Origin of the sequence: Dietzia timorensis (assembly GCF_020742175.1) — a bacterium.
Lineage (GTDB): Bacteria > Actinomycetota > Actinomycetes > Mycobacteriales > Mycobacteriaceae > Dietzia > Dietzia timorensis_A.
In genome coordinates this window covers 1-24323 of sequence record NZ_DYXM01000228.1, presented here as the reverse complement: position 1 = coordinate 24323, position 24323 = coordinate 1, and the positions used below count along the sequence as shown (strand labels likewise).

Sequence of the window (24323 nt, the reverse complement as noted above, 5' to 3'; positions counted from 1 at the left end):
GGTGCAGGACACAAAGGCACAGAACGAGACCGGCGCGGCGGCAGGTGCCGAGCGCGGCCCGCGGGACGTGCTTATCCAGCGCACGTTCTTCGCCGGAACGCGCTCCTGGGTCAACGACCAGCTCTACACCCGCGAACACGCCGGCCGAGTCCGCCGCACCCGCGACACCCTGCACCTCGGCGCCGGCGCACGCGTCGACACGAACACCTACTTCGGCCGCTTCGAGGCAAGCTACTGGCAGCGCTGGACCGAGCTCGATTCCGTCCGCGTCGAGGTCGCCATCGAGACCGAATCCGGCGGCGAGGTCGACGTTCTCGTGCGCGCCTCCGATATCGGATCCCACGTCCGCACCGTCGACTTCACCCGCCATATCGGCTCCGGCACCGCCTCGCTCACCGTTCCCGTCACCTCGTTTTATGACGGCGGAGGGATGTGGCTCGACCTGCGCGCCTTCGACCACGACGCGCGGATCACCAGCATCCGCTGGTACGCCACCACCACTCGCGAACGCCGCCAGACCGCGATCGCCATCTGCACCTTCAACCGCGCCGACGACTGCGCCGCCACCGTCTCCGCGCTCGCCGAAGATTCCGAGGTCGTCGACCTCGTCGGCACCGTCTACCTCACCGACCAGGGCACCGATCTCGTAGAGACCCGCGAGAACCTCCAGCAGGCAAAAGGCATTTTCGGCGACAAGCTGCGTTATATCCGCCAGGCCAACCTCGGCGGCGCAGGCGGCTTCTCCCGCGGCCTGTTCGAGGCGACGAGCACCGACTCCCTCGCCTCGGGCCCGGTCGACACCCTTCTCATGGACGACGACGTCCGCGTCGAACCAGAATCGGTCCTGCGCCTGTTCGCCTTCGCCCAGCTCACGCGCTCGCCGATCCTCGTCGGCGCGCAGATGCTCTACCTTTTCAACCCCGACTACCTTCTCGTCTCCGGCGAGCGCACGGACATGTCCCAGCTCAAGGCCGGCCTCGATTCGGACGACTGGGCGGTCCGCGACGAGTCGGTCATCGACAACATCCAGGAGCGCCGCATCGACGCGGAGTACAACGCCTGGTGGTCGTGCCTCGTGCCCAGCGAGGTCACAGAAGACATCGGCCTGCCGATGCCGTACTTCTTTCAGTGGGACGACATCGAGTACGGCATCCGCGCGCGCCAGGCCGGCTACCCGACCGCGACCCTGCAGGGCGCCGCGGTGTGGCACGCGGACTTCTACTGGAAGGACGCCGACGACTTCGGCCAGTTTTTCTACCAGCGCAATTCGCTCATCACGGCGACGATCCGCCACGGCATCACCCGCAAGCAGGCCATCGCCCGTCTGCGCCGCACGATCGGCCAGACCATCGCCTCGATGAGCTACGGCCTCGCCATCACGCGAATCCGCGGCATCGAGGCATTCCTCGAAGGGCCAAGCACGCTGGATGACGGCGGACAGCGCGCCCTCCAGTCCATCCGCGCCGAGCGCGAGCGGTACCCGGAAACCAAGAAGTTGCCGGTCGACGCCATGCCCGCCGGGGTCACCGTCGCGCGCCGCGAGGGGACTCCCGACGACAGCGCCGACGACAAGATCCTCGGCAAGCGCGCGGTGCAGGCGCTGCTCGGCCGCAAACGCCCGGGACCGGTGTCGATCCCGTTCGAGGACGCTAAATGGTGGCACGTCTCGCTGTTCGCGGAGGCCTACGTCACCGACGCCTCCCAGACCGGCGTGCGCCACCGCACCTTCGACAGGCAACGGGCGATCGCGATCACCAAGGAACTCGAGGCGGTGCTGCGCCGGCTGAACTCCGAGTTCGACGCGGCCGCGGAGCGTTGGCGCGCCGCGCAGCCCGAGCTCACCGGGCGCGAGAACTGGGAGCGTCTCTACAACAGCTGAGCACTGCGGGAGCGCGGCGCCGCGCCGGCACCCGGGAAGGACGGGCGATGGGCACGAACCGAAGATCCGAGATCGAGATGAGCCCGGGTGAGATCGACGAGTTCATCGCCTCCCGGCGCACCGCCACACTTGCCACGGTCGGCTCCGGCGGGCAGCCGCACCTGGTCGCCATGTGGTTCGGCTACCTCGATGGGCACCTGTGGTTCGAGACGAAGGAAAAATCACAGAAGGCCGTTAACCTGCGTCGGGATTCGCGTGTCAGCGTGCTCATCGAGGACGGCGACACCTACGACAGCCTGCGCGGCGTCGCCCTTGAGGGGCACGCGGAGATCACCACCGACCCCGACGCGCTCCAGCGGCTCGGCATCGATATCTGGGAGCGTTACTACGGCGACTACGACGCCGAGGCCGAACCCATGGTCGCCGCGATGCTCCACAAACGTATAGCCGTGCGGGTTGACGTCGCTCGGACGCGCTCGTGGGACCACCGCAAGCTCGGCCTCCCGCCGATGCCTGCGGGAGGCCGCACCGCGGGAGGCTAGTCGCCGGCTGGACCCTACTTCTTCCGCGGCGTGATCGTGCCGTACGAGATCCCGCCGTGGCAATACGTGGGTACGACCGGCCAGAAACGCTTCCACGGCGCGAGCTCGGTCGAGGGCAGGATCTGAAGCCAGCGCGGGTCGTCCTTGCACGGATCCGCCATGGTCTTTTCCTTGATCATGGAGTCGTACTGGTCGAGGGAATCCTCGAGCGTGTTGGCATTCGGGCAGATCTCGCGGCCGAACTCCTCGTGGTACTTGCGCACGCCCGGGATCTTCGACTGTTCCGGCTGCCAATTGTCGAGCGAGATGCCATTCTCGGAGGACACCCACACCCCGTCCGGAGTGTTGATCACGAGCGAGTGGTTGCCGTCGGTGTGCCCCGGCGTCCACAGGAGCGAGATGCCGGGGCCGAGCTCGATATCGCCCTCGAACAGCGCGAACTTGGACATGTCGACGCCCTCGAGGCCGTCTTCGACGTACCAGGCCCACTGCATGGGGTGCAGCGACTCGAGCGTGGCAAGCTCCTTGCGGTGCACGAGCATCTTCGCGTTCCCGAACAGCGGCTTGCGAGGCTCGGACTCGCCTTCGATCACGCTGGAGGAGCCGAGGATCATCCGCGGATCCTGGACGTGCAGGTGGTCGAAGGTGCAGAAATCGACATCCTCGGGCGTCAGACCGACCTTCGCAAGTGCCTCGTCCGGCTCGTAGTAGTACTTGAGAATAAAGTCGGTGACCCGCTTGCCGAACGGAATCGAGTTCGCCCACTTCTGCAGATTGTCGTAGAACGGCGCCTCTGCGGAGCCCTCGGGCATCGTCGGCTCGAAGACGAGAGTGCGGGCGGTCCCGTTCCAATCCTCGTACTGCACGACAACCATGCGGTTGATCATCGTGATCAGCGGGATGTACGGCGGGCGCACGGCATCGTTGAATGCATAGTTGACCGGGTACGGGGCGCCGGCGACATCCACCGACTTCACCGCGGTGACCTGCCCCTGCTCCTTGAAGCGGCGCTTGTACTTCTCCGCCGCCTCACGCACGGCGTCGAGTCGCTTGCCGCGCGGCCACACGTCGTGTACCCCCTCGAACTCGGGGATCGTGCGGGCGCCGATCGCGGCGAGCGCGTCATCGGTACTCGTTGCGGCGGTGGTCTTCTCGTCGGTCGTGGTGGGTTCGGTTGCCTGGGACACGCGGCGGCTCCTTCATCTGGCAGTTCGTTGCTTACCTCGACATTGCTCCCGGTTGCGGGGAAAAACTTGTTCTGTGACGACAAGTTTATGTGGCGTCCCCCCGGGTGTGGCCTGGTGTATACCCGGGACCGGCGCCAGGACCTCCATCGCGAAGCTCCCGCGGGGAGACTCCGTACCAGCGGCGGACGGCGTGGCTGAGCGCGGACTGTTCGCGGAAGCCGACGAGCGAGGCGATCTGGCCGAGTGGGAGGTCGGTTGTCGTGAGGTAGCGGTATGCGGTGTCCCGGCGAACCGAGTCGAGGATGACAGCGTAGCTCGTGTCCTCCTCGGCGAGCTGGCGCTGCAGGGTCCTCGGATGTTGGGTGAGGAGCTCGGCGATCGTGGACAGTGACGGGGCACCCGCGTGCAGGTGCTCGGCGATGGCCAGGCGCGTGCGGTGCGCGAACGACTGATTCGGGTTCGAATACCGCGCCGAGAGAAAGTCGACCGCGGCACTTCGGACGGTGTCGTCGGCCGAGGCAAAGGAGTTCTCCAGCACCCTGCGATCAACGCGCAGTGCCGCGGTCGGCCGGTTGAACTTCACGTCGGTGCCGAAGAACTCGGTGTAGCGCGATACCGGCGCAATCGGCGAATGCGGGATCTCCACGGAGCGGAACCCCGGGGCGCCTGCGAGCAGCGACGAACCCACGTGGAAGAAGACTCCGAGGCCGAGTTCGATGGCCTGCGGCGAGTACGGCGATTGCAAGATGTCCTTGCGATAGGTGAGCGCGACGACCCCACGCTCGTCCCACGGGTCAGGGGAGATCTCGATCGCGAGCGCCGGGCTGTGGACGAACATGAACTGCGCGGCGTAGCGAAGCGCCTCGGCGCCATTGGAGGATGCTGCGACGGCGACCGCGATGGGACCGAGGATATCGAGATCCTGGTGTTCGGCGAGGCGCAGACCGAGGTCCGGGCACCCGAGTTCCGCCGCGGCCGCGTCGAGCATGAGATCGTGCGCGGTGATGGACACGAGCCCGTCGTCGCGGTCGAGGGCGCGGCGGGGGATGCCGAACCGGGAGAGATACGCGCCGGGGTCCCCGCCGAGAGCCGTGATGAGCGGCGCGAAGCCGCGCAGGCTGGCGGAGCGAATCAGGGGTTCCAAGGCGGCGACCGTTCTTGCAGTGCGTCTGGTAGCTGGTCCCGGTGATTTTACCGTCGAGACGCGGAGAGGAGTGGCCCGCGCCGGAGAAATGTAGCGGCCCCACGGGCGGCGCCTGACGGGCGATGATCAGGGCATGGGTTACGAGTATCCGCGCGGTCCGGTGCTGGGCACGGACCTACGACGTCATATCCCCAGGTCCGCGGTCGACAAAAACTACCGGCAGTTATGGCCGGGCATGCACCTGCGGCGCGACGTGCGGCCGACCTTCGCGGTGCGCACGCGTGCGGTCGCCGTCCAATATCCGGACGCGGTCCTGGTCGGTTGGTCGGCCGCGCTGCTGTGGCATCACCCGTGGATACCGCGCGGTGCCGTGCCACACGTGGCGTCGGCGATGGCGCGGCGTTCGTTGCCCGGCCGCAGACACACGCGGCTGGTGCCCGCCGAAAAGCGAATTCGCGAGGTGGACGGTATGCGCGTCGCCGATCCGGTGGCGACCGCGGCGGAACTATGCCGCACGGCGTCGTTCGTCGAGGCGAGCATCGCTCTCGACGGACTCGAGCGCGTGCAGCCGGGCACGCGCGAAGAACTGGCCGAGTGCGTCGAGGAGTTTCCTCGGGCGCGGTTCATCCGGCGCGTCATCGCGGGTGTCGACGCGGCGAGCCCCACGAGAGAAGTGTCGTGGCTTCGGGCTCAGCTGGTGCAGGCCGGGATCGACGGGTTTCGCCCCGGCGAGCAGATACGTTTGTCGCCGCCAGGTGGGAGTCAGATCGTGTGGTCGCCGCTTCTGCTGCACAGGGCACTGCGCGCGGTGATCGTCGAGGGGCCCGCGCCGCGCGTGCCCGGATGGCGGGTGATCTCGGTGCCTCCGGGCTATGTGCGCTGCGAAGCGGCGGCGATTGTCGCGCGCGTGGACGAGGTGCTCTCCTCGGCATCGAGGCACCCGCGACGCGCCACGGGCGCCGGCGGGGCGATGGTGGGGAAAGACCCGCACCTCGCACCCGCCCTGGGCGGCCGCGCTACAACATTGGAGGCCAGCTTCTGGCTCGGATGAACCGGGCCGGTGCTGCTCTGAGTTGAGTCGGGCCTACGCCTCGGCTTCCTTCGGGTTTTCGCCGTACTTCATCCGGTACGCGACGTGATCCATGTACGTGCGGATCTCCTCTGTCTCCTCGCCCTGGTGGAGCTTGGCGTGGGCCTCCTTCATGAGCGACTCGTGCTTGTGCGCGGCGTCCTCGTCGTCCTCGTCGTGAAGGACTTCCTTGGCGTGCTTGAGCACCGAGTTCTGGCGCGTCTTGCGCTGGCCGACCGGGGTGTAGAGCGAGGTGATCACGACAATGATGATGACGACGACGATCACCGCGAGCGACAGTTCGGTCGGGACCTCCCACACGTTGACCGGTTCGCCGTCGTTGATGAATGGGAGGTTGTTCTCGTGCAGCGCGTGGAGCACGAGCTTGACGCCGATGAACGCGAGGATCGCCGACAGGCCGTAGGACAGGAACACGAGGCGATCGAGGAGACCGTCGAGGAGGAAGTACAGCTGGCGCAGACCCAGGAGCGAGAAGGTGACCGCGGTGAAGACGATGAATACGTCCTGGGTGATACCGAAGATCGCCGGGATCGAGTCGAAGGCGAACATCACGTCGGTGCCGCCGATGGCCACCATGACAAGCAACATCGGCGTCATGACGCGCTTGCCATTTTCGACGGTGAACAGCTTGTCGCCGTCGAAGTGGTCGGTCGAGGGGATGACCTTCTTCGCCACGCGGACCGCGATGTTGTCGGCGTCGTCGTCGCTGTCGTCGGTGATGAGCCGGCCCGCGGTCCAGATGAGGAAGAGGCCGAAGATGTAGAAGAGCACCGCGAAGCGCTCGAGTGCCGCGGCGCCGATGAAGATGAACGCCGTGCGCGCGATCAGGGAGAACACGATGCCGAAGAGCAAGACCTTCTGCTGGTCGGCCCGTGGAACCTTGAAACTGGCGATGACCAGTAGGAATACGAACAGGTTATCGACGCTGAGCGCCTTCTCCGTGAGATAGCCCGCGAAGTATTCGACGCCCATCTGTTGTCCGCCGAAGATCCACACGACCACGCCGAACAAGACGGCGATTCCGACGTAGATCGACGACCACACCGCCGCTTCCTTGATCGTGGGAATGTGCGCCTTGCGGACGTGGAAGAAGTAGTCGAAAAGGAGCAGCGCCACGATCAGCGCGACCGTCAAGATCCAAACTGTGGTCGACATCGAGTCCTCTCATACGAGTGAGGTCACATTTTATCGGAAAAGAGTTTCCTTTGGTGTGACGGCTAGGCCGCACGCCGTCGAGCAGGGCGCGAACGTGCGAATACATCGTCGAGCCGGTGAACTTCGCGGGGACAAAAGTCGTCGTGCCATAATGAATCGAATACGAACGCCCCGGATTTTGCGTTCACATCGATCCACCACGGGGGAGAGGACGTGGAATGAGCGAAGTTCAGCTGAGCGCTGCTCGTTCCCGCGCCGCCTCCACCGGCGGTGGGGACGGCGCAACGGAGACCGAATACGCCGGTTCCGGCTACGCCCATTCGAAGGCGATCCTGCTCGGGGAACATTCCGTCGTTTACGGTGCCCCCGCGATCGCGATCCCGGTCGAGGTCCTCGGTGTGCAGGCCTGGGTCAATCCGCGCGCCGAGGGGCTGTACCTCGAAAGCGACCTATACACCGGCGACCAGTGCCACACGGAGCACCAGACCGGGCCCGTGCGTGCGGCCGTCGCAGCGGCACTCGAGGCTACCGGTCAGCCCGGGGCGGGTGTGAGCGTGCGGCTGCATAGCACCATCCCGTTCGCCCGTGGGCTCGGTTCGAGCGCCGCCGTCGGCGCGGCGATCGGTCGAGCCATCGGCTCAATGGCCGGGCGCGAACTAGACCCGGAGCAGCTCAATACGATCATCCAGGCCGCCGAGACCGTGGCGCATGGCAAGCCGAGCGGGCTCGACGCGCGCACCGTGGTCGCCGATAGTCCGATCCGCTTCCAGCGCGGGGAGGTAACGGCGATCTCCGTCGGCGGCGAGTTCGATTTCGTCATCGCCGATACCGGGGTCACCGGCAGCACCGCGGAGGCCGTGGAGTCGGTCCGCGTGCAGCGCGAGGCCGAGCCCGGGCGGGTCGAGGGCATCCTCGCCGAGCTCGCCGAGCTCGCCGATGCCGCGGTCGGCGATCTCACCTCCGGTGCGAAGACGGTGCTGGGGGAGAAGATGTCCGCCGTGCACAGCCTCCTCGCGTCGATCCGGGTGAGCTCCCCGCTGCTCGATTCCCTCGTCGCCGAGGCGAACGCCGCCGGCGCGCTGGGGGCGAAGCTCACCGGCGGCGGGCTCGGCGGTTGCATCATGGCGCTCGCGCCCTCCGGTGCCCATGCGGAGAAGATCCGCGATGCCCTCTACCGGGCGGGCGCCGTTCACACGTGGCATACGAAGGTGGTTCCGTAGATGAGTAACGGCGTCGGCATCGCTCGCGCATATCCGAACATGGCCCTGGTTAAGTACTGGGGAAAGCGCGATGAGGCGATGATGCTGCCCGCGGCAGGCAGCATTTCGATGACCTTCGACACCTACGCGACCACCACGAGAGTCGAGCTCGACCCGTCCGCGGACTCGGACACGGTCGAGCTCAACGGGAAGCTCGCGAGCGGCGACGCGGCGGCGCGCGTCTCCGCGTTCCTCGACATCGTCCGCGAGATGGCCGGGTCCTCGGCCCGCGCTCATACCGTCACCGTCAACGAGGCACCGACCGCGGCGGGGCTGGCGTCCTCGGCATCCGGGTTCTCCGCGCTGGCCGTCGCTGCCTCGCGCGCCTTCGGCCTCGACCTCGACCAGGCAGCCCTGAGCCGCCTCGCGCGGCGCGGCTCGGGTTCGGCCGCCCGCTCGGTCGTCGACGGCATGGCCATCTGGCACGCCGGCGACACCGACGCCGAGTCCTTCGCCGAACCCATCGACGCCCCCGACATGCGGCTCGTCATCGTCACGGTGAACGCCGCGCAGAAGGCGGTATCGAGCCGCGAGGCGATGCGCCGCACCGCCGCGACCTCCCCGTTCTACGGCGAGTGGGTCACGTGCACCGAGGAGACCCTCGAGCAGATGGTCGCCGCGTGCGCCGCGGGCGAGATCGACGAGATCGGCCGCATCGCCGAGACCCACGCCCTGCGCATGCACGCGGTGATCCAGTCGTGCGATCCGCCGATTCGGTACCTGTCCCCGCGTAGCCACGAGATTTTCGACGCCGTCGCCGCGCTCCGCGACTCTGGCACCACCGCGTGGGCGACCGCCGATGCCGGACCCAATGTCGCCGTGCTCACGACCCCGGCCGAGTCCGACGCGGTCGCCGGCGCGCTTGCCGAGCTCGGCACGGTCCGCGTCGTCGGCCCTGGTCCCGGCGCGCATGGCGTCGACGAGGAGACCGCTCGCGCAGCCTTCGACGCCGCCCGAAGCGGGACATGAGCACCGGGACATGAGCACCTTCGCCGTCTCCGCGCCCGGCAAGCTCTACGTCGCCGGCGAGTACGCCGTCGTCGAGCCCGGCCACCCAGCGATCCTCGTGGCCGTCGACCGCTTCGTCACGGTCTCCGTGTCCCCCGCGGCGAGGCAACCGACACCCGGGCATGACGTCGGAGGTCGCATCTTCTCGGACCGCTACCCCTCCGGCGCGCGGGACTTCCGGCGCGCGTCCGGCCGCATCGTCCCGGCCGACGGCGAATTCGACTACGTGATCAGCGCGCTGGCCACGGTCGACGAACTCCGCGTGGCCGCCGGCCTGGAACCCCGAGCGTTCGATGTCCGCATCTCCAGCACGCTCGACGAGGCCGACGGCCGCAAGTTTGGCCTCGGCTCCTCGGGCGCCGTCGCGGTTGCGACGGTAGACGTTGCGGCGCAGGTGTACGGGCTGGAGCTGGACCGCCGGGACGTCTTCCGGGTCGCGCTGCTCGCGACGATCGCGGTGTCCCCGAATGCCTCGGGCGGCGATATCGCCGCGTCGACGTACGGCGGCTGGGTGCGGTACGTCTCGCCGGATCGGACCGCCCTACGTCAGCAAGCGGCCGAACACGGGGCGGCGTGGACGCTGCGCCATGGCGATTGGGGGAGCTGCGAGGTGCGCCCACTCGGCGCGCCCGCGTGGCTGGACCTGCATGTCGGCTGGACGGGCGCACCCGCGTCGACCAACGAACTCGTGGCCCGCGTGCGCCGCGGCGACGCAGACACAGACGCGGCGGCCGGATACGCACGGTTCCTCGCGGCGAACTCTACGTCTGTCGACAGGCTGACCGCCGCGTGGACCGACGACCCCGACCGCGTGCGCTCGGAGATCGGCGAGGTGCGTCGGCAGTTGGGGCGGCTCGGCGAAGCCGCCGACGTAGAGCTCGAGACCCCGCTGCTCGGGGAGCTGTGCAACGTCGCCGAGGCGCATGGGGCGGCGGCCAAATTCGCGGGCGCTGGCGGCGGCGACTGCGGGATCGCGCTCGCCGGTTCCGGCGTGGACGCGGACGCGATGCGCGCCGCATGGGAACGCGCCGGGGTGCGACCCCTCGACCTCCGGCCGGCAGAACCGACGACGACAGGTGGTGTGTAGGCGATGGCGGATCAACCCTCCGGCAAGCATCAGGTGGACGGGCCCGAGCCGCGGCGCGAGCGCAAGGACGATCACCTGCGCCTCGCCGCCGAGCAGTGGACCGGCCCCGGTTCCGGCGGCGCGCGGCGCAACGAGTTCGATGACCTCGAATTCGTCCATGACGCCCTGGGCGGCGTCTCCACCTCGGATGTGGACCTCGCTGCCCTCGTCGGCGCGTGGACCTGGGCCTCGCCGTTCTATATCAACGGCATGACCGGCGGCACCGACCGTTCGACGACGATCAACACCCAACTCGCGATCGCGGCACGCGAGACCGGGCTCACCATGGCGTGCGGTTCCATGTCGATCGCGCTCGAGGACGAGGAGGCCGCGCGCGGTTTCGAGGTGCTACGCCGCGAAAACCCGGACGGCTTCCTGCTCGCGAACATCGGCGCCGGGCGCAGCGCCGACGATGCCGCGCGCGTCGTCGACCTTATCTCCGCCGACGCGCTGCAGCTGCACGTCAACGCCGTGCAGGAGACCGTCATGCCCGAGGGCTCGCGCGATTTCTCCACGTGGCTGGACGGCGTCGCCGAGATCGTCCGGCGCAGCGAGGTGCCCGTCGTGGTCAAGGAGGTCGGGTTCGGGCTGTCGCGCCGGGCGTTGGCGCGGCTCGCCGAGGTCGGCGTGGAGATTGCTGACGTCGGAGGCCGCGGCGGCACGGACTTCCTCGCCATCGAGAACGCCAGACGATCCGCCCGCGACTACGCCTTCCTCACGGGCTTCGGGCAGTCGGCGGCCGCCTGTCTCCTCGACGCCGGGGTGGCCGGCGCCGCTACGGGCGTAGAGCCCGCTCGGCCGGCGACGGTGCTCGCGTCCGGGGGCGTGCGTAACCCGCTGGACGTCGCGAAGGCGCTGTCGCTGGGAGCGAGCGCCGTCGGCGTTGCCGGGGTCTTCCTCGACGCGATCTTGGAGGGCGGGGAGAATGCGCTCTCCGACGTCATAAAGCGGTGGCAATCCCAGCTGCGGGAGCTGTGCGGGCTGCTGGGTGCCTCCGACATCGCCGGTCTGCGCGAGGTGGACGTGCTCGTGCGCGGGCGCCTTCGGGAACACTGCGAGTTGCGCGGGGTGGATGCGACCGCGCTGGCGAGGCGCAGCGGGTAGCGCGGCGGCCCGGGGCAAAGCGCGGGCACGAACGGCGCGCATGAGGGAAAATGAGTTACCTGAATTTTCATTGGTTAACCGCAGTGGGACTATGGATCAGAGCGACAACCGAGCAGGAGTAGTTAGTGAGCACTGAGCGAGAAGTGTCTGTCACCGGCGTGCCCACCCAATGGGTCGGGCCTATCCGCGTGAGCGGCAACGCCGTGACGGGCGAAATCGAGGTGCCCTTGGCGACCTACGAATCGCCGCTCTGGCCGTCGGTCGGTCGCGGGGCGAAGATCTCTCGCATGGTCGAAGGTGGCATTTGCGCGACCGTGGTCGGCGAGCGCATGTCCCGCTCGGTGCTGTTCGTCGCGCGCGACGGCGCGGCTGCGCACACCGCCTCGCAGCAGATTCTCGCGCGGCTGGACGAGCTGCACGCGGTTGTCGGTTCCGGTAGTCGGCACGCGAAGCTCGTCGATGTGCACCCGGAAATCGTCGGCAACCTCCTGTACCTCCGTTTCGCCCTACAGACCGGCGACGCCTCCGGCCACAACATGGTGACCCATGCGGCCGACCAGCTGATGACCGAGATTCTCGGCTGGAACCTCGGCCTCGAATACGGCTCGATCTCGGGCAACTTCTGCACGGATAAGAAGGCCACCGGGGTCAACGGGATCCTAGGGCGCGGACGCAACGTCGTCGCCGACATCGTCGTCCCGCACGAGATCGTCCGGAACAACCTGCGCACCGACGCCGACGAGTTCGTCGACCTGGTGATGCGGAAGAATTACGTCGGCTCGACGATCGCCGGGGCGCTTCGCTCGGCGAACGCGCACTTTGCGAACATGCTGCTCGCCATCTACCTGGCCACCGGGCAGGACGCGGCCAATATCGTCGAGGGGTCCCAGGGTTTTGCCTACGCGGAGTCCCGGGACGAAGGACTATACTTCTCCTGTACGCTCCCGCATCTGATCGTCGGTACCGTTGGCAATGGCAAGGACCTCCCGGATGTGGAGAACGCGCTCCAGCGGCTCGGCTGCCGAGAGGAGCGCGAGCCCGGAGGCAACGCGCGTCGTTTAGCGTCGTTGGTGGCTGCCACGGTTCTTTGCGGTGAGCTTTCGTTGTTGGCTGCCCAGACGAATCAGGGTGAGCTGATGGCCACACACAGACAATTCGAACGCGCTAAGGGGCAGAACTGATGACGGCGATTGGCATTCACGACATCGAGTTGGCCACGGCTCATCACGTCGTCGACCTCGCGGATCTCGCCGAGGCGCGCGGCGTGGATCCGGCCAAGTTCCAGAAAGGCCTCGGGCAGGACGAATTCAGCTTCCCGGCGCCCGACGAAGATGTGGTGACGATGGGCGCAACCGCCGCGCACCGCCTCCTCGAGCGCACCGGCACCGAGGGCATCCGCACGCTGATGTTCGCCACCGAGACCGGTGTGGACCAGTCGAAGTCGACCGCCGTGTACGTGCACAAGCTCCTCGATCTGCCCGGCGAGGTGCGCTCCTTCGAGCTCAAGCAGGCCTGCTACTCGGGCACCGGCGCGCTGCAGGCGGCCATCGGCATCGTCGCCCGCAACCCCGAGGAGCGTGTTCTCGTTATCTCCGCCGATGTCGCGCGGTACGAGATGAACTCCCCGGGCGAGCCGACGCAGGGCGCGGGCGCGGTGGCGATGCTCATCGCGGCCGACCCGGCGCTCGTCGAGATCGACCCGGCCTCGGGCGTGTACTCCGAGGACGTCGACGATTTCTGGCGCCCGAACGACTCCACCACCGCCGTCGTCGACGGTGGGCTCTCGATCACCGCGTACCTCAAGTCGGTCGAGAAGGCGTGGAAGGATCTCGAGCAGCACGGCGGCCCGTCGATCTCGGACATTAAGGCGTTCGTCTACCACCAGCCGTTCACGAAGATGGCGCGCAAGGCGCAGGCACATCTCGCGCAGGTCACCGGAGCCGAACTCAACGACGGCGCGCTCGACACAGGCTCGGTGTACAACCGGCGCATGGGCAACTCGTACACGGCATCGCTCTACAGCGCGCTCACCTCGCTGCTGCACCACGAGGACGACCTCACCGGCAAGCGCGTCGGTCTCGTCTCTTACGGTTCGGGCAGCGTTGCAGAGATGATCACCGGCATCGTCAAGGCCGACGAGGACTCCCGCCGCCGCGTCCGCGACAAGGTTCTCGGCATGCTCGACGGTCGCGTTCGCCTCTCCGTCCCCGACTACGAGGGCCTGCACGAGAACTCGATGCCCAGCGCCGACGACACCGACACCCCGCGGGTGACCGGGAGCCCGTTCCGCTTCGCCGGCATCCGCGGCCGCGCGCGCCACTACGAGCGGGTCTAGTTCCGTAGCGCCTTTCGCGCGTCGGAGCGTGCGTCAGCTGTCTTTGTCCTCCGCCAAGGGGCCAGGGTCGGCCGACGTGTCGTTGCCGTCGTCGTCGACCTCGTCGTAGTTTTCGTTACCGTTGTCGGCGGAGAACGCCACGGCGAAGGCGATACCGAGCCCGACGCCGATGGCGATGCCCATGAGGATCTCGTCGAGAGCGACGCCTACAGCGATGCCGATGGCCAACCCGACTGCGAGCCCGAGTATCCACTTTTCGCGGCTCGGATAGTTGCGCGGCGACTGAGGAGACGGCGGCGGAGTCATGCCCTCACCTTAACGGCGGAAGTCCTCCGACGCGCCGCGCCGCTGCAGCCGCGCCCACTCGGCGAGGCCCTGCGGATCCTTGCGCGAGATGAGGAAATACCAGCCGAAACGCACGATCTCCTGCGGCAGCAACTTGCGCATCCCCGGCTGGCTGAGCAGGTAGCCGCGATTGCGGTAGGTGAAGAACCGTTTGCCCTCGTCGTCCGGGTACTGCGTGTGCATCCGCCCGCCGAGGATCGGCTTGAACTCGCCCGAGCCATTGGGGTGCAGGTACGCCGCCGTCAGACACGTGCCGAAGCGGACCCCGGAGCGCACGAGGCGCCGGTGGATCTCTACCTCGTCGCCGCGGATGAACAGCCGCAGGTCCGGCACGCCCACGCGGAACAGGCAGTCCGCGGTGAACAGCGCGCCGTTGAACAGCGAGGCGATGCCGGGAAGCAGGTCGGAGGAATCGACGTTGCCCTCGGTGTCCGGCTCGAACAGCTCCGAGCGCAGCCGCCTCCACACCAGCCCGCGGCGCAGCGGGAACGCCAGGCGATCGGGATCGTCGATGTCGGCGACCACCGGGGAGACCTCGTCGAGGCCATGCCGCGAGGCGCAATCGAGCAGCGTTTCCAGGACGGAGGTGTCTTCGGGACGTCCGTCGTCATCGGCACACCAGACGCGGTCGGCGCCGAGCGCGAGGGCCTGCAGCATGCCGAGCGCGAAGCCGCCGGCCCCGCCCAGGTTGTGGCCACTACCCACATAGGATGACGGCGCCGGCAGCGATTCCACGAGCTCGCGAACCTCGGGTTGGTCGGCATTGTCGACGACGATGACGTGGTCCACCGGGCGGGTCTGCGAACACACGAGTTCGAGCGAGCGGCGCAGCGGTTCGAGGCGCTTGTGGGTGACGACTACCGCGACGATCTTCTCGCCGGATGTGCTCGGGGCTCCGGAGGTCATCGGGCCTGGCCTCCTTCGGCGGCGTTCGCGGCTTCTTTTGCCTCGGCCGCGCGATCCTTCGCGAGGCGGTCGAGGGATTCGCGCACGGCCTTGCCGGCGTCCGGGCCCTCGTAGGAGGTGACGACCTCCTCGATCTCACCGGTCTGGCGGATCTCACCGTGATCGATCCACATCGCCGAGTCACAGAGCTGGGCGAGGAAGTCGTTGGAGTGGGACGCGAAGACGAGGATGCCCGAGCGCTCGACGAGTTTTTCGAGGCGGATGCGGGCCTTCTTCATGAACTCGGCGTCGACGGCGCCGATGCCCTCGTCGAGGAGGAGGATCTCGGGGTCGATGGAGGTGACCACGCCCATCGCCAGGCGCACGCGCATGCCGGTGGAGTAGGTGCGCAGCGGCATGGACAGGTAGTCGCCGAGCTCGGTGAAGTCGGCGATCTCGTCCATCTTCTGCTGCATCTGCTTGCGGGTCTGGCCGAGGAAGAGCCCGCGGATGATGATGTTCTCGTAGCCGGAGATCTCCGGGTCCATGCCGACTCCGAGGTCGAAGACCGGGGCGACGCGGCCACGGATCTGCGCGGCCCCGCGCGTGGGTTCGTAGATACCCGAGAGCAGCCGCAGTAGCGTCGATTTGCCGGCGCCGTTGTGGCCGACGAGGCCGATGCGGTCGCCTTCCTTGAGGTTGAGGTTGATGTTCTTGAGCGCCTCGACGACGACCACATTGGAGTCGGTCTTACCGATCGCGCCGCCGGCCGAACCGAGGACTGCCTTCTTCAGCGAACGGGACTTGGCGTCGAAGATCGGAAAGTCGACGCAGGCGTTCTCGCACGTGATCGAGACTTGGGAGCGAGCCATGGTGAGTGCGTTCCTTTCCTATACCCAATACGGGACGCGCGAGCGGTACTGGCGCATGATCAAGAGCGCGAGCAGCAGGCCCGCCGCGGTGCAGCCGAGGACGATCCACCAGTGGTAGGCGTCGATCGGCTCACCGATCATGGGCGCGCGTATGATCTCGAGGTAGTGGTAAAGCGGGTTGATCTGCGCGAGTTTGGCGCGTTCGGCGACGTCGCCGCCCTGCTGTTCTAGGGTGGCGGTCGTCCAGACGATCGGGGTCATGTAGAACGCGAGCTGCACGAGCGAATCCAGTAGCGGCGCAACATCGCGGAAGCGAGTGGCGATGATGCCGAAAAGCAGCGTGACCCACACACCGTTGACCACAAGCAGCGCGAGCGCGGGCAGTGCGAGCAGAAGCTCCCAACCGAGCGGTCGGGGGAACACGATCATCAGGATGACCCAGATGATGATGTTGTGTGCGAGGAAGAGAAGCTGCTTCCATACGAGCCGGTAGATATGTACCGATAGGGCGCTCGGCAGCTGCTTGATGAGGCCCTCGTTGTAGATGAAGACCTCGGAGCCTTCCTTGATACAGCCGGAGATGAAGTTCCAGATGATCAGGCCCACGGCGACGTGGGGGAGGAACTCGGCAAGGTCCATCTGGAACAGGACCGAATACAGCAGGCCCAGGGCCAGTGCCATCACGCCCGTGGCGACAGTGATCCAGATCGGGCCGAGCGTCGACCGGCGGTAGCGCTGCTTGATGTCCTGCCAGCCGAGCTGCAGCCACAGCTGGCGCTGGCCGAAGCCGCGGCTCAGATCTTCGAAGGCGCGCTTGAACGTGCGTGAGTCGCTGACCAGCGGAGCCGAGCGGGTCTGCGGCTCTGGCTGCGCGGTTTCGGTACTTGAATCGTTGCTCACGTGGGCAAACCTTACCCGCTGGGAATGAGAATGCCGTGTCGCGAGGGCGGGGGCGTCCGCAACGAGCTGACGGCCCGCGATTAGGCCGGGCGCGCAGCGCTGTCCACGCACCTGTCGGCGGTGAGGGAGATCGCCGGCGGATAGTCGGAGGCGTCGCCTACGGTGTGGGGCATGGGAAATCGCCACTCGCCGGAGGCGAGTTTGTCTGCCGACGAGGCGAGACGCATCGCGCTGCGCGCCCAGGGGTTTATCGGTGCCCCGGACCGCCGGGCCGGAGTGCGTGGAGTGCTGCGCAGCCTCGGGACGGTGCAGCTCGACACGATTTCCGTGCTCGCCCGTTCGCACGAGCTGGTGCCTTATGCGCGACTCGGCGCGGTGGGTCGCGAGCGAGTGGACCGCGCCTACTGGGCCGACTCGCATTCGTTTGAGTATTGGTCGCACGCCGCGTGCATCCTACCGATTGAGGAGTGGCCGCTGTTCGCGTTCCGTCGCCGCGCGCACCGCGAGCGGACGATGTGGGGCAAAGGAGTTTCCGAGCAGACCTACCGAGACATGCTCGCACAGCTGCGCGATCGCGGACCGCTCACCTCGACCGAGCTAGGCGGCGCGAAGAAGACCGCAGACTGGTGGGACTGGAGCGAGACGAAGATCGCCGTCGAGGCAGCGCTCGCCAAGGGGGACGTGGTGTGCACGACCCGCCGCGGCTGGAAGCGCGTGTACGACCTCGCCGAGCGAGCCGTTCCCGCCGAGCTTCGGGAGCAGGATCTCGCCGACGCCGAGTGCCATCGCCGGCTCGTCCGGCAGGCCGGCATCGCGATGGGCGTGGCCACGCGCTCCGATCTCGCCGACTACCACCGCATCCGCGGCACCGACGTCGACGCCGTCGTCGGAGATACCGGACTGGTTCGGGTTGACGTCGCCGGCTGGAAAGACCCGGCCTGGGCAGATCCCGCGGCGCTGGAACAGTTGCCGCGCGGCCGCCACCGCACCACTCTGCTTTCGCCATTCGATTCGCTGATCTGGCATCGCCCGCGCACCGACCGCATCTTCGACTTCACCCACCGCCTCGAGGCGTACGTGCCCAGGCCGAAGCGGGTTCACGGGTACTTCGCGATGCCTATTCTCGCGGGCGGGAAGCTCATCGGTCGGGTCGATCCTGGCCGCGACGGCGGGGCACTCGTGGCCCGGCAGTTTTCGTTGTTCGATGTCAGGAGTGCGCCGCAGGCAGCCGCTGCGCTGCGCGCGGCCGCGACGTGGGTGGGTGCTGAGGAGGTGCGGATCGACCGCTGCGACGACCCGGCGGTTGCCGATGCGCTGCGTTCGGAACTCTCGGCCGCAGATGCCGGCGCGACGTAGGGTGCGGGTATGACGACCTCGAATTTCGAAGGCGTTCGCGAGCTGTCCGCGACTGGCACGGTGAGGGATGTCGGACGGAGCTACGCGAGGAACGCGCTGCCGTGGTGCGGGCTCGCCGCAGCGATTTCCGCGCTGAGCGCCTTGGTTCCGCTGCTCGCGACGTTGTCGGAGTTCGTGGCCGAAAGTCCATCGGGCGCGGGGAACTCGGGCTCGTTCGTGCTCAGTATCGGTGTTGCGCTCGCGCTTCTGCTGATCGTCGTCTGCCTCCACAAGGTCACCGCGTATGCCCTGCTCTCCGCGGCCGCGTCCCTTTTCGCGTCCGCCTCGGAAGAAAAGGTGTCCGGCGTCGAGACGAAGCAGACGGTGAGGTACTTCGCCGAGGCCTTCATCTGCGCCGCTGTCGCGGTCCTTGCGGCGTTCGCCGCTCTGGTGTTCCTCACTTCAGTCGTACCTTCGGCGTTGGTCTATGCAGTTCTGATCCCGTTGGTTCCTGCGGCCTACTTCGTGGTGCTCGTAGCTACCGACACCAAGCAAGGGGTCATTCGCTCGTCGGCAAAGGCGTGGCAGACCGCTCGAAATGGCGTGGTGTTCGGACTCGAGTGTTTTGTGCCCGCCCTGGCGCTTGCCGCGATTGGCGCCTGGGTGATTATCGCTGTGGACCTGCATGCGGTGTGGACCCAGCCGGAGGTGCACATCGCTCTCCGCCTCGGCACCACCTTTGCCACGCTGTTCGTCGCGACGTTCTTGGCCGTGCAGCCGATCGCGCTGTTGAGCGCATTCGTTTACCGGCGGCTCGACTACGCCGAGCCGCGCCGGGCGTAGTCGCGAGGCGTGAGGAATTCCAACGACGAGCGTGGACATCACAAAAAGCTAGACACGAGAAAACAACACCCAACCATCGCGGCATTCCGTCGACGACGCCGGGCTCACCGGTCATTTCGTGCCGTCCGCCTTCGGGCGCGCGCCGAACTGCTCGAAATCGGGCGCGTGCCCGGGTTCTTCGGCGACTTGGCCGACGATATCGGCGAACCTGGGGCAGCGACTGATGTCGTGATTCCGGCAGCGCAGCGCGTGCTCGGTCATCGCGCGTGACAGCTCGATTTCGTGTGACAACTTATCGAGCTTGTCGAGGTGGGCCTCGAGGATCCGGTGCCGGTCGGCGTTGTCCATGTCGAGCATCGCCTTGATCTCCGGCAACGCCATCCCCGCGCGCTGATTGTGCTGGATCGCGAGGATCCGGATCAGATCGTCGAGCCGGTAGCGGCGGTATCCGGCCGGCGTCCGCTCGGGTCGCAGGAGCCCCTCGTCCTCCCAGTGGCGCAGTACGTGTGTCGCCACGCCGACGCGCGCGGCCATCTCGCCCACGGTCCACCTGTTCTCGTTCATTGAAGTGTCGTTCGCCGTGTTCTCCGTCATAATTTTCTCCCCGACGCTAGCCTTCAGGTTGACTTGAAGGTGAATGCTTCGAGTATGACTGAACAGCAGAAGCAAGAAAAGCCCGCCAACAACGCGCCCCACTATGACGCCGTCGTCATCGGCGGCGGTCCCGCCGGTTTGCAGGCCGCTCTCACCGCAGGCCGCGTGCATCGCACTGTGCTGCAGGTGGACTCCGGCGAATACCGCAACGCCACCGTCACCGAGATGCACAACCTCATCGGTCGGGATGGCACGGCGCCGTCGGATCTCCGCGCCGCGGCGCTTGAGGAGCTCGGGCGTTACGACACGATCACCAGCCGCCGGACATCCGTAGAGTCCATCGCGCGCGCGGCCGAGGTCGACGATCGTCCACGATTCGCCGTGCGCCTCGCAGACGGTGACGAGGTGAGCACCTCCGCCGTCATACTTGCCACCGGTATTCGCGACGAGCTCCCGGCTGTCGACGGGATCGCCGAGTCATGGGGCGGACGCATCGCGAACTGCCCGTTCTGCCACGGGCACGAATTCTCGGGGCAGCGCGTCGGGATTCTCGGGGTCATGCTGGCGACGCACCAGGCGCTCATGCTCGGGCCGATCGCGTCCGAGCTCGTGGTGTTCACGCAAGGGGAGGACGTGCCCGATTCGCTGCGCCGCGAGGGAATCGAGCTGGTGGATGGAGACGTCGAACGGGTTGCCGAGAATGGCGGCGGGCTCACGATCAGTTGCGCGGGTGGCCGAGACGTCGAGGTGTCCGGGCTCTTCGTCATGCCGCAAATGCACCAACGCGCCGCGTTCGTCGCCGACCTCGAACGCGACCTGGGGTTGGAGATTTCCGAGGGCGGGTTCGTGCGCGTCGACGAGCGTGGGCGTACCTCTGTGCCCGGTATCTACGCCGCCGGCGATATGGCCGTGGGGCCGAACCTGCCGATGCCGATGTTCAGCGTCGGCAACGCGATCGGCGGTGGCTTGGCGGCCGGCGCGACGAGCGTCGCGGACGCGATCATGCCGCGGTAAAGCCTCGGCGCACAAGTCATTTCGATCTGGCAACGAGCCGTGTAAGTCATGCAGAAATGTGGAAACATCGCGGGCGATGACCTCCGATGCTCGCCTGATCGACAGCTACCGCGTGGGGCTCTACGCCTTGCCCTTGCCCGCGTTCGCGTTGCTGGCAGTTGTGGTCTTCTGGTTAGTGGGGTTCCTCGCGGCCACGGCACTCACGGAGTGGGATCCGGGCATCGACTTCTCGTTGCGGGGGAGTTTCGTATATGCGGTAATTGTCGGCGCCGTCTTGGCGGGTGGAAGCATTGTGGGTGAGCACTCTCGTCGAAAGAAATTCGTTGACGCCCAGGACAGGGCGGAGTACCACCGCGCTGTGGACCACGAAGTCCTGCCTGACGACGGTGCGCCCATGCACTGGCGCGAGCGGATGCTCACCGAAATTGCCGAGCGTTCGCGGGCTTACTTAAGCGCTGTCATCCTCGTGGTTGCCATGGGATTGGTGACCGCCTCGATGATGGCTAGAGGCGGGGAGTGGCCGTTGCTGCTAGCAGCGGTCGGGCTGTGTGCAGCCCTGGGAGTCGGACTCTTCTTGCAGGTGCAGCGTTCGAAGAAGGCCAAAAGGCTGTATGCGGCGAGCAACCCGCGGATGACGGAGAGTGCAAGGTGAAGGCGTTGAACGCTTTGGAGCTGAGACTACGAAGCATCGTCTACCGAATGCCTGTGCCCGCGTACAGTGCGCTCGTCGCGCTGGCGGTCATCCTCTTCATGGCGGTTTACTTCGGGGTCGTCTCGGCGGCTGAAGACGAGCCAGGTTCGACGGGGCTTCCGGTCGTTCCGCTGGTCACCGCTGGCGCGATGACCGCGATTTTCGTGTGGTGGGGTGAGCGGAAGAATCGCGCGCAAATTCCCGATGTCGATGAACGACTCGGATTCGATGGTGTCGTGCTCGACCCTACTTCTGTAGGAGAGGGCGAATCCTTGCCTCCCGAATGGCGAAAGGGACTCCGCGATCTCGCCGACAGCAAGCTCATGGGCTTTATGCCCTTCATTCTTCTCGCTCCGTTCGCGCTGATCACCATCGCTGTGCCCGCGACCACCGGGGAAGCTATCTGGCCTTCGATTGTCTTTGTTGCAATGTTGTTCGCGTTTGTTGCGATTGCCGGAGCTGTCACCGCGCACCGCGGACGAAACGCCGAGCTCGCACTTGGCCGCACGCGCTAGACTTCGAGCAGCAGCTTCCCGCTCGACTCGCCCGACTGCAGACGCTGTAGCGCCTTCGCGGCATCCGCCAGTGCGAAGCGCTCGGATACCTGGGTCTTGATCCGGCCGGATTCGATGAGCGGCCACACGTGCTCGACGACCTGTCGGCAAATCTCGCCCTTGCCCGCGGGTCCTTCGACGGGGCGCTTTCGTAGGTTCGTCGCGATCACATGGCCACGTTTGCCGAGCAGCTCGGCGATGTTGAGTTCGCCTTTGACGCCGCCCTGCATGCCGAGGATCACCAGTCGACCGTCCTCGGCGAGCGCCGCCACGTTGCGCTCAAGGTACTTGGCGCCGATGACGTCAAGGATCACGTCTGCTCCGAAGTCGCCGGACTCGGCGGTGCGTTCGCGCAGCACGTCGACGAAATCTGATTCGCGGTAGTTGATCGCCAAATCGGCGCCGAGGTCGCGGCACGCGGCGACCTTTTCGGCCGAACCCGCCGTGGTCGCCACATCGATATCGAAGGCGGCGGCCAACTGGATCGCGAACGACCCGATACCGCCGCTGCCGCCATGGACGAGGAGGCGGGGGCGCCGCCCTGGGCGGTAAAGGTTCCCCAGGTCCGCCGTCATAAAGAGGTTTGACCACACGGTGCAGGCGACCTCCGGCAGGGACGCGGCCTCGGCCAGCGAGACGCCCGCAGGAATCGGCATGACCTGCGCGGCCGGCACCGCGACGCGCGTGGCGTAGCCGCCGCCGGCGAGCAGTGCGCACACCTCGGCGCCCGGGCGCAGGTGCTCGGCGGCCCACTCGGGACCGCCCTCCACATCGGAGCCGAGCTCGACGATCCGCCCGGAGCACTCCAGGCCGATCGTCTCCGACGCGCCGGGCGGCGGCGGATACAGTCCCTGCGACTGCATCAGATCGGCACGGTTGACGGCGGACGCCGCCACCTCGATGACGACCTCGTCCGGGCCGGGCACCGGATCCGGAGCCTCGGCGAGCGTGAGCGAGGAGGGGCCAACAGATTCGTCGTGCGTGATTGCCTGCATGGCCCCAACCTACGCCGCGCGCACCGGGTTAGCGGTCCTTCGCCGCGGAGGTGGCCGAGGCGCCGATCTTGGCGCCGCCCCCACCGGTGATCCGGCGGTAGAAGTCCCACTGAGCGGCACCTCCGCGGTCGGCGCAACGGCGGTAGCGCCGCGCGCCGGACAGCGCATATGCGCTGCGCGCGAGATTGATCGGCAGGCGCATCGCCGGATACCACGGCAACACGAGCGTGGGCAGCCCGAGCGCGCGCATCGTGCGCGGACCGAGAAACGTGGCGGCCACCGAAAGATGCTGCTGCCGCGCGAGGCGTCGGCGCAACGGCTCGAAAGCGCCAAACCGCCAGCGCAGCGGATCGCTCGCCATAGGCGCGGCAAGCAGCGCGCTCGTCTCGTCCGGTTCCGACTGCGCGGACACCAGGTGGCACAGCAGGCGGATGGCATCGCGGAAATCGAGTGGCAGAAACTCATCGCGCACGCCCATGAGCCAGCCGACGTAGCGGGTCAGATGTGCGATCGCATCGAGCTCGCGCGGGGTGCACACCACGCCCATCGTCAGCGCTCCGGCTCCGGGCGCGATGAGCGCACCGGCCAGCGTCGCGCCCATATCCGTCTGATTGATGGGCACGCCCCAGCGCGATTCGTCCCAATCGTCCATGGCGCGCACATGCCGCCGCACGAGCGAATGGATGAGCCGCACGTGCACCGTCGACGCGAAGCCTGCCGCCCACGGCTCGAGCCCACCGTCGCCCGTGACATCGAGCGCCCAGCGCATCGTCTCGGCGAAACGCTGGTTCGCGCCCTTCTCCAACGCGCCCGTCCGCACGAGCGTCTTGTTGAGGTCGGAGAACTGGTAGCCGCCCATGAGCGCGACATCCCGAGCGAAGTACATCCCGTCGCACCCGCCGCGACGCAACGCCCGCGCACCGTCGGCGAGAAGCCCGCGATCGACCCAGCGCGGGGTGTTCTCGACGGTCTCTACCGCGCGCTGCACCGCCTCGTGGCGTATGACGTCGGAGGTGTCCCCGCTCGCGAAGGCGCCGTGGATCTCGCCTCGCTCCGGACCGGTGGCCTCCGTCGCCATCCACTCGGCCAGGGCATCGAACTCGGGGTCGCCCGAATTCATGGAGGTTCCGATGAGGTCCCATTCCTCCGGCGTCGGTTCGTCCACCCGCCACACCATCGACATGGCCTTGAAGGAGCCCTTCGATCTGCCTGGTTGCGGCCGGAATCTGCTCGGCGGGGGAGCCGATCGTTCGTCGGGCATTGCTCACACGTCCCTTGGCGGCAGCGGCACTGCGACTAGTTGATGATGACCTATCTCACATATCGTGTCACATATATGATTGGGCGGCAATGGTGTGGCTCTGCGGGCTTGGCGGGATTTCGTGCGTCGTCGCGCGTTCCCGTTAGGATGGCAATGCGCACGTGGTTTTCACGTGCGGGGGAAGTGTGGCAGAGCGGCCGAATGC

The 24323-nt window shown here is 67.2% G+C and carries 24 protein-coding genes; 14 read left to right on the top strand and 10 right to left on the bottom strand.

The features are described from left to right. Position 1 precedes the first annotated feature (1 nt). Both K8V11_RS11965 and K8V11_RS11960 read left to right on the top strand, forming a co-directional pair. Positions 2-1879, top strand: a complete 1878-nt coding sequence (locus tag K8V11_RS11965; protein ID WP_303914524.1) for a glycosyltransferase — start codon at positions 2-4, stop codon at positions 1877-1879. 47 nt (positions 1880-1926) lie between these two features. Beyond that, positions 1927-2421: a pyridoxamine 5'-phosphate oxidase family protein gene (locus tag K8V11_RS11960; protein ID WP_303914520.1), complete on the top strand. Its 495-nt coding sequence runs from the start codon at positions 1927-1929 to the stop codon at positions 2419-2421. Between the two features lie 14 nt (positions 2422-2435). Here the strand turns inward: K8V11_RS11960 and K8V11_RS11955 are convergent, their stop codons facing one another. Further along, positions 2436-3608: a hypothetical protein gene (locus K8V11_RS11955; RefSeq protein WP_303914517.1), complete on the bottom strand. Its 1173-nt coding sequence runs from the start codon at positions 3606-3608 to the stop codon at positions 2436-2438. 85 nt (positions 3609-3693) lie between these two features. Continuing rightward, entirely contained in the window at positions 3694-4752 is a 1059-nt protein-coding gene (locus K8V11_RS11950) for an AraC family transcriptional regulator (RefSeq protein WP_303914515.1), read from the bottom strand. Between the two features lie 133 nt (positions 4753-4885). Here K8V11_RS11950 and K8V11_RS11945 point away from each other — a divergent pair, with 133 nt between their 5' ends. Beyond that, a complete protein-coding gene (locus tag K8V11_RS11945; RefSeq protein WP_303914512.1) occupies positions 4886-5803 on the top strand; it encodes a hypothetical protein in 918 nt (305 codons plus the stop codon). Between the two features lie 33 nt (positions 5804-5836). Here K8V11_RS11945 and K8V11_RS11940 read toward each other — a convergent pair whose 3' ends face one another. Next, on the bottom strand, positions 5837-6997 hold the full coding sequence (locus tag K8V11_RS11940) for a TerC family protein (protein WP_303914510.1): 1161 nt from the start codon (positions 6995-6997) through the stop codon (positions 5837-5839). Positions 6998-7215: 218 nt separating this feature from the next. Between K8V11_RS11940 and mvk the strand changes: the two genes are divergently transcribed. The 6 genes from mvk to K8V11_RS11910 all read left to right on the top strand — a co-directional run bounded on the left by mvk (position 7216) and on the right by K8V11_RS11910 (position 13829). Continuing rightward, positions 7216-8217 (top strand): mevalonate kinase, encoded by a 1002-nt coding sequence (gene mvk, locus K8V11_RS11935; RefSeq protein ID WP_303914507.1) that lies wholly within the window; start codon positions 7216-7218, stop codon positions 8215-8217. Further along, positions 8218-9225 carry a diphosphomevalonate decarboxylase gene (gene mvaD, locus K8V11_RS11930; protein ID WP_303914505.1) on the top strand — a complete coding sequence of 336 codons (1008 nt, stop codon included), beginning with the start codon at positions 8218-8220 and terminating at the stop codon, positions 9223-9225. It abuts the gene before it with no gap. A 10-nt stretch (positions 9226-9235) separates the two neighbouring features. Next, positions 9236-10351 carry a phosphomevalonate kinase gene (locus K8V11_RS11925; protein ID WP_303914502.1) on the top strand — a complete coding sequence of 372 codons (1116 nt, stop codon included), beginning with the start codon at positions 9236-9238 and terminating at the stop codon, positions 10349-10351. A 3-nt stretch (positions 10352-10354) separates the two neighbouring features. Further along, positions 10355-11494 carry a type 2 isopentenyl-diphosphate Delta-isomerase gene (gene fni / locus K8V11_RS11920; protein WP_303914500.1) on the top strand — a complete coding sequence of 380 codons (1140 nt, stop codon included), beginning with the start codon at positions 10355-10357 and terminating at the stop codon, positions 11492-11494. 125 nt (positions 11495-11619) lie between these two features. Beyond that, the gene (locus K8V11_RS11915; RefSeq protein WP_303914498.1) at positions 11620-12675 is read left to right on the top strand and encodes a hydroxymethylglutaryl-CoA reductase; all 1056 of its coding nucleotides are present in this window, start codon (positions 11620-11622) and stop codon (positions 12673-12675) included. Beyond that, positions 12675-13829, top strand: coding sequence for a hydroxymethylglutaryl-CoA synthase (locus tag K8V11_RS11910; RefSeq protein WP_303914495.1), 1155 nt, complete (start codon positions 12675-12677; stop codon positions 13827-13829). The genes K8V11_RS11915 and K8V11_RS11910 overlap by 1 nt, the downstream gene beginning before the upstream one ends. Positions 13830-13862: 33 nt before the next feature. Here the strand turns inward: K8V11_RS11910 and K8V11_RS11905 are convergent, their stop codons facing one another. From K8V11_RS11905 to K8V11_RS11890, 4 genes are read right to left on the bottom strand one after another with little or no spacing between them, the layout of a single operon-like run. Then, on the bottom strand, positions 13863-14135 hold the full coding sequence (locus tag K8V11_RS11905; protein ID WP_303914492.1) for a hypothetical protein: 273 nt from the start codon (positions 14133-14135) through the stop codon (positions 13863-13865). A 9-nt stretch (positions 14136-14144) separates the two neighbouring features. Continuing rightward, positions 14145-15080: a glycosyltransferase gene (locus K8V11_RS11900; RefSeq protein WP_303914491.1), complete on the bottom strand. Its 936-nt coding sequence runs from the start codon at positions 15078-15080 to the stop codon at positions 14145-14147. Then, positions 15077-15931 (bottom strand): ABC transporter ATP-binding protein, encoded by an 855-nt coding sequence (locus K8V11_RS11895; RefSeq protein WP_303914488.1) that lies wholly within the window; start codon positions 15929-15931, stop codon positions 15077-15079. Before K8V11_RS11895 ends, K8V11_RS11900 begins: the two co-directional genes overlap by 4 nt. 18 nt (positions 15932-15949) lie before the next feature. Then, positions 15950-16771 (bottom strand): ABC transporter permease, encoded by an 822-nt coding sequence (locus K8V11_RS11890; RefSeq protein ID WP_303914565.1) that lies wholly within the window; start codon positions 16769-16771, stop codon positions 15950-15952. Between the two features lie 231 nt (positions 16772-17002). On the opposite strand from K8V11_RS11890, the gene K8V11_RS11885 reads away from it, so the two are divergent. Both K8V11_RS11885 and K8V11_RS11880 read left to right on the top strand, forming a co-directional pair. Further along, positions 17003-18187, top strand: a complete 1185-nt coding sequence (locus K8V11_RS11885) for a winged helix-turn-helix domain-containing protein (RefSeq protein WP_303914485.1) — start codon at positions 17003-17005, stop codon at positions 18185-18187. Positions 18188-18196: 9 nt separating this feature from the next. Continuing rightward, positions 18197-19009, top strand: a complete 813-nt coding sequence (locus K8V11_RS11880) for a hypothetical protein (RefSeq protein ID WP_303914482.1) — start codon at positions 18197-18199, stop codon at positions 19007-19009. A gap of 111 nt (positions 19010-19120) precedes the next feature. Here K8V11_RS11880 and K8V11_RS11875 read toward each other — a convergent pair whose 3' ends face one another. After that, positions 19121-19603 carry a MerR family transcriptional regulator gene (locus K8V11_RS11875; RefSeq protein WP_303914479.1) on the bottom strand — a complete coding sequence of 161 codons (483 nt, stop codon included), beginning with the start codon at positions 19601-19603 and terminating at the stop codon, positions 19121-19123. Positions 19604-19657: 54 nt separating this feature from the next. On the opposite strand from K8V11_RS11875, the gene K8V11_RS11870 reads away from it, so the two are divergent. The 3 genes from K8V11_RS11870 (at position 19658) to K8V11_RS11860 (ending at position 21823) form a co-directional block, all read left to right on the top strand. After that, complete coding sequence (locus tag K8V11_RS11870; RefSeq protein ID WP_303914477.1) at positions 19658-20617, top strand: NAD(P)/FAD-dependent oxidoreductase; 960 nt, start codon at positions 19658-19660, stop codon at positions 20615-20617. 76 nt (positions 20618-20693) lie between these two features. Next, entirely contained in the window at positions 20694-21269 is a 576-nt protein-coding gene (locus K8V11_RS11865; RefSeq protein WP_303914474.1) for a hypothetical protein, read from the top strand. A gap of 47 nt (positions 21270-21316) precedes the next feature. Beyond that, positions 21317-21823: a hypothetical protein gene (locus K8V11_RS11860; RefSeq protein ID WP_303914473.1), complete on the top strand. Its 507-nt coding sequence runs from the start codon at positions 21317-21319 to the stop codon at positions 21821-21823. Here the strand turns inward: K8V11_RS11860 and K8V11_RS11855 are convergent. Together K8V11_RS11855 and K8V11_RS11850 are read right to left on the bottom strand one after the other, a co-directional pair. Beyond that, positions 21820-22857, bottom strand: coding sequence for an NAD(P)H-quinone oxidoreductase (locus K8V11_RS11855; protein ID WP_303914470.1), 1038 nt, complete (start codon positions 22855-22857; stop codon positions 21820-21822). The two genes, K8V11_RS11860 and K8V11_RS11855, sit on opposite strands and share 4 nt — an antisense overlap. 28 nt (positions 22858-22885) lie before the next feature. Next, a complete protein-coding gene (locus K8V11_RS11850; RefSeq protein ID WP_303914467.1) occupies positions 22886-24118 on the bottom strand; it encodes an oxygenase MpaB family protein in 1233 nt (410 codons plus the stop codon). Between the last annotated feature and the right edge of the window lie 205 nt (positions 24119-24323).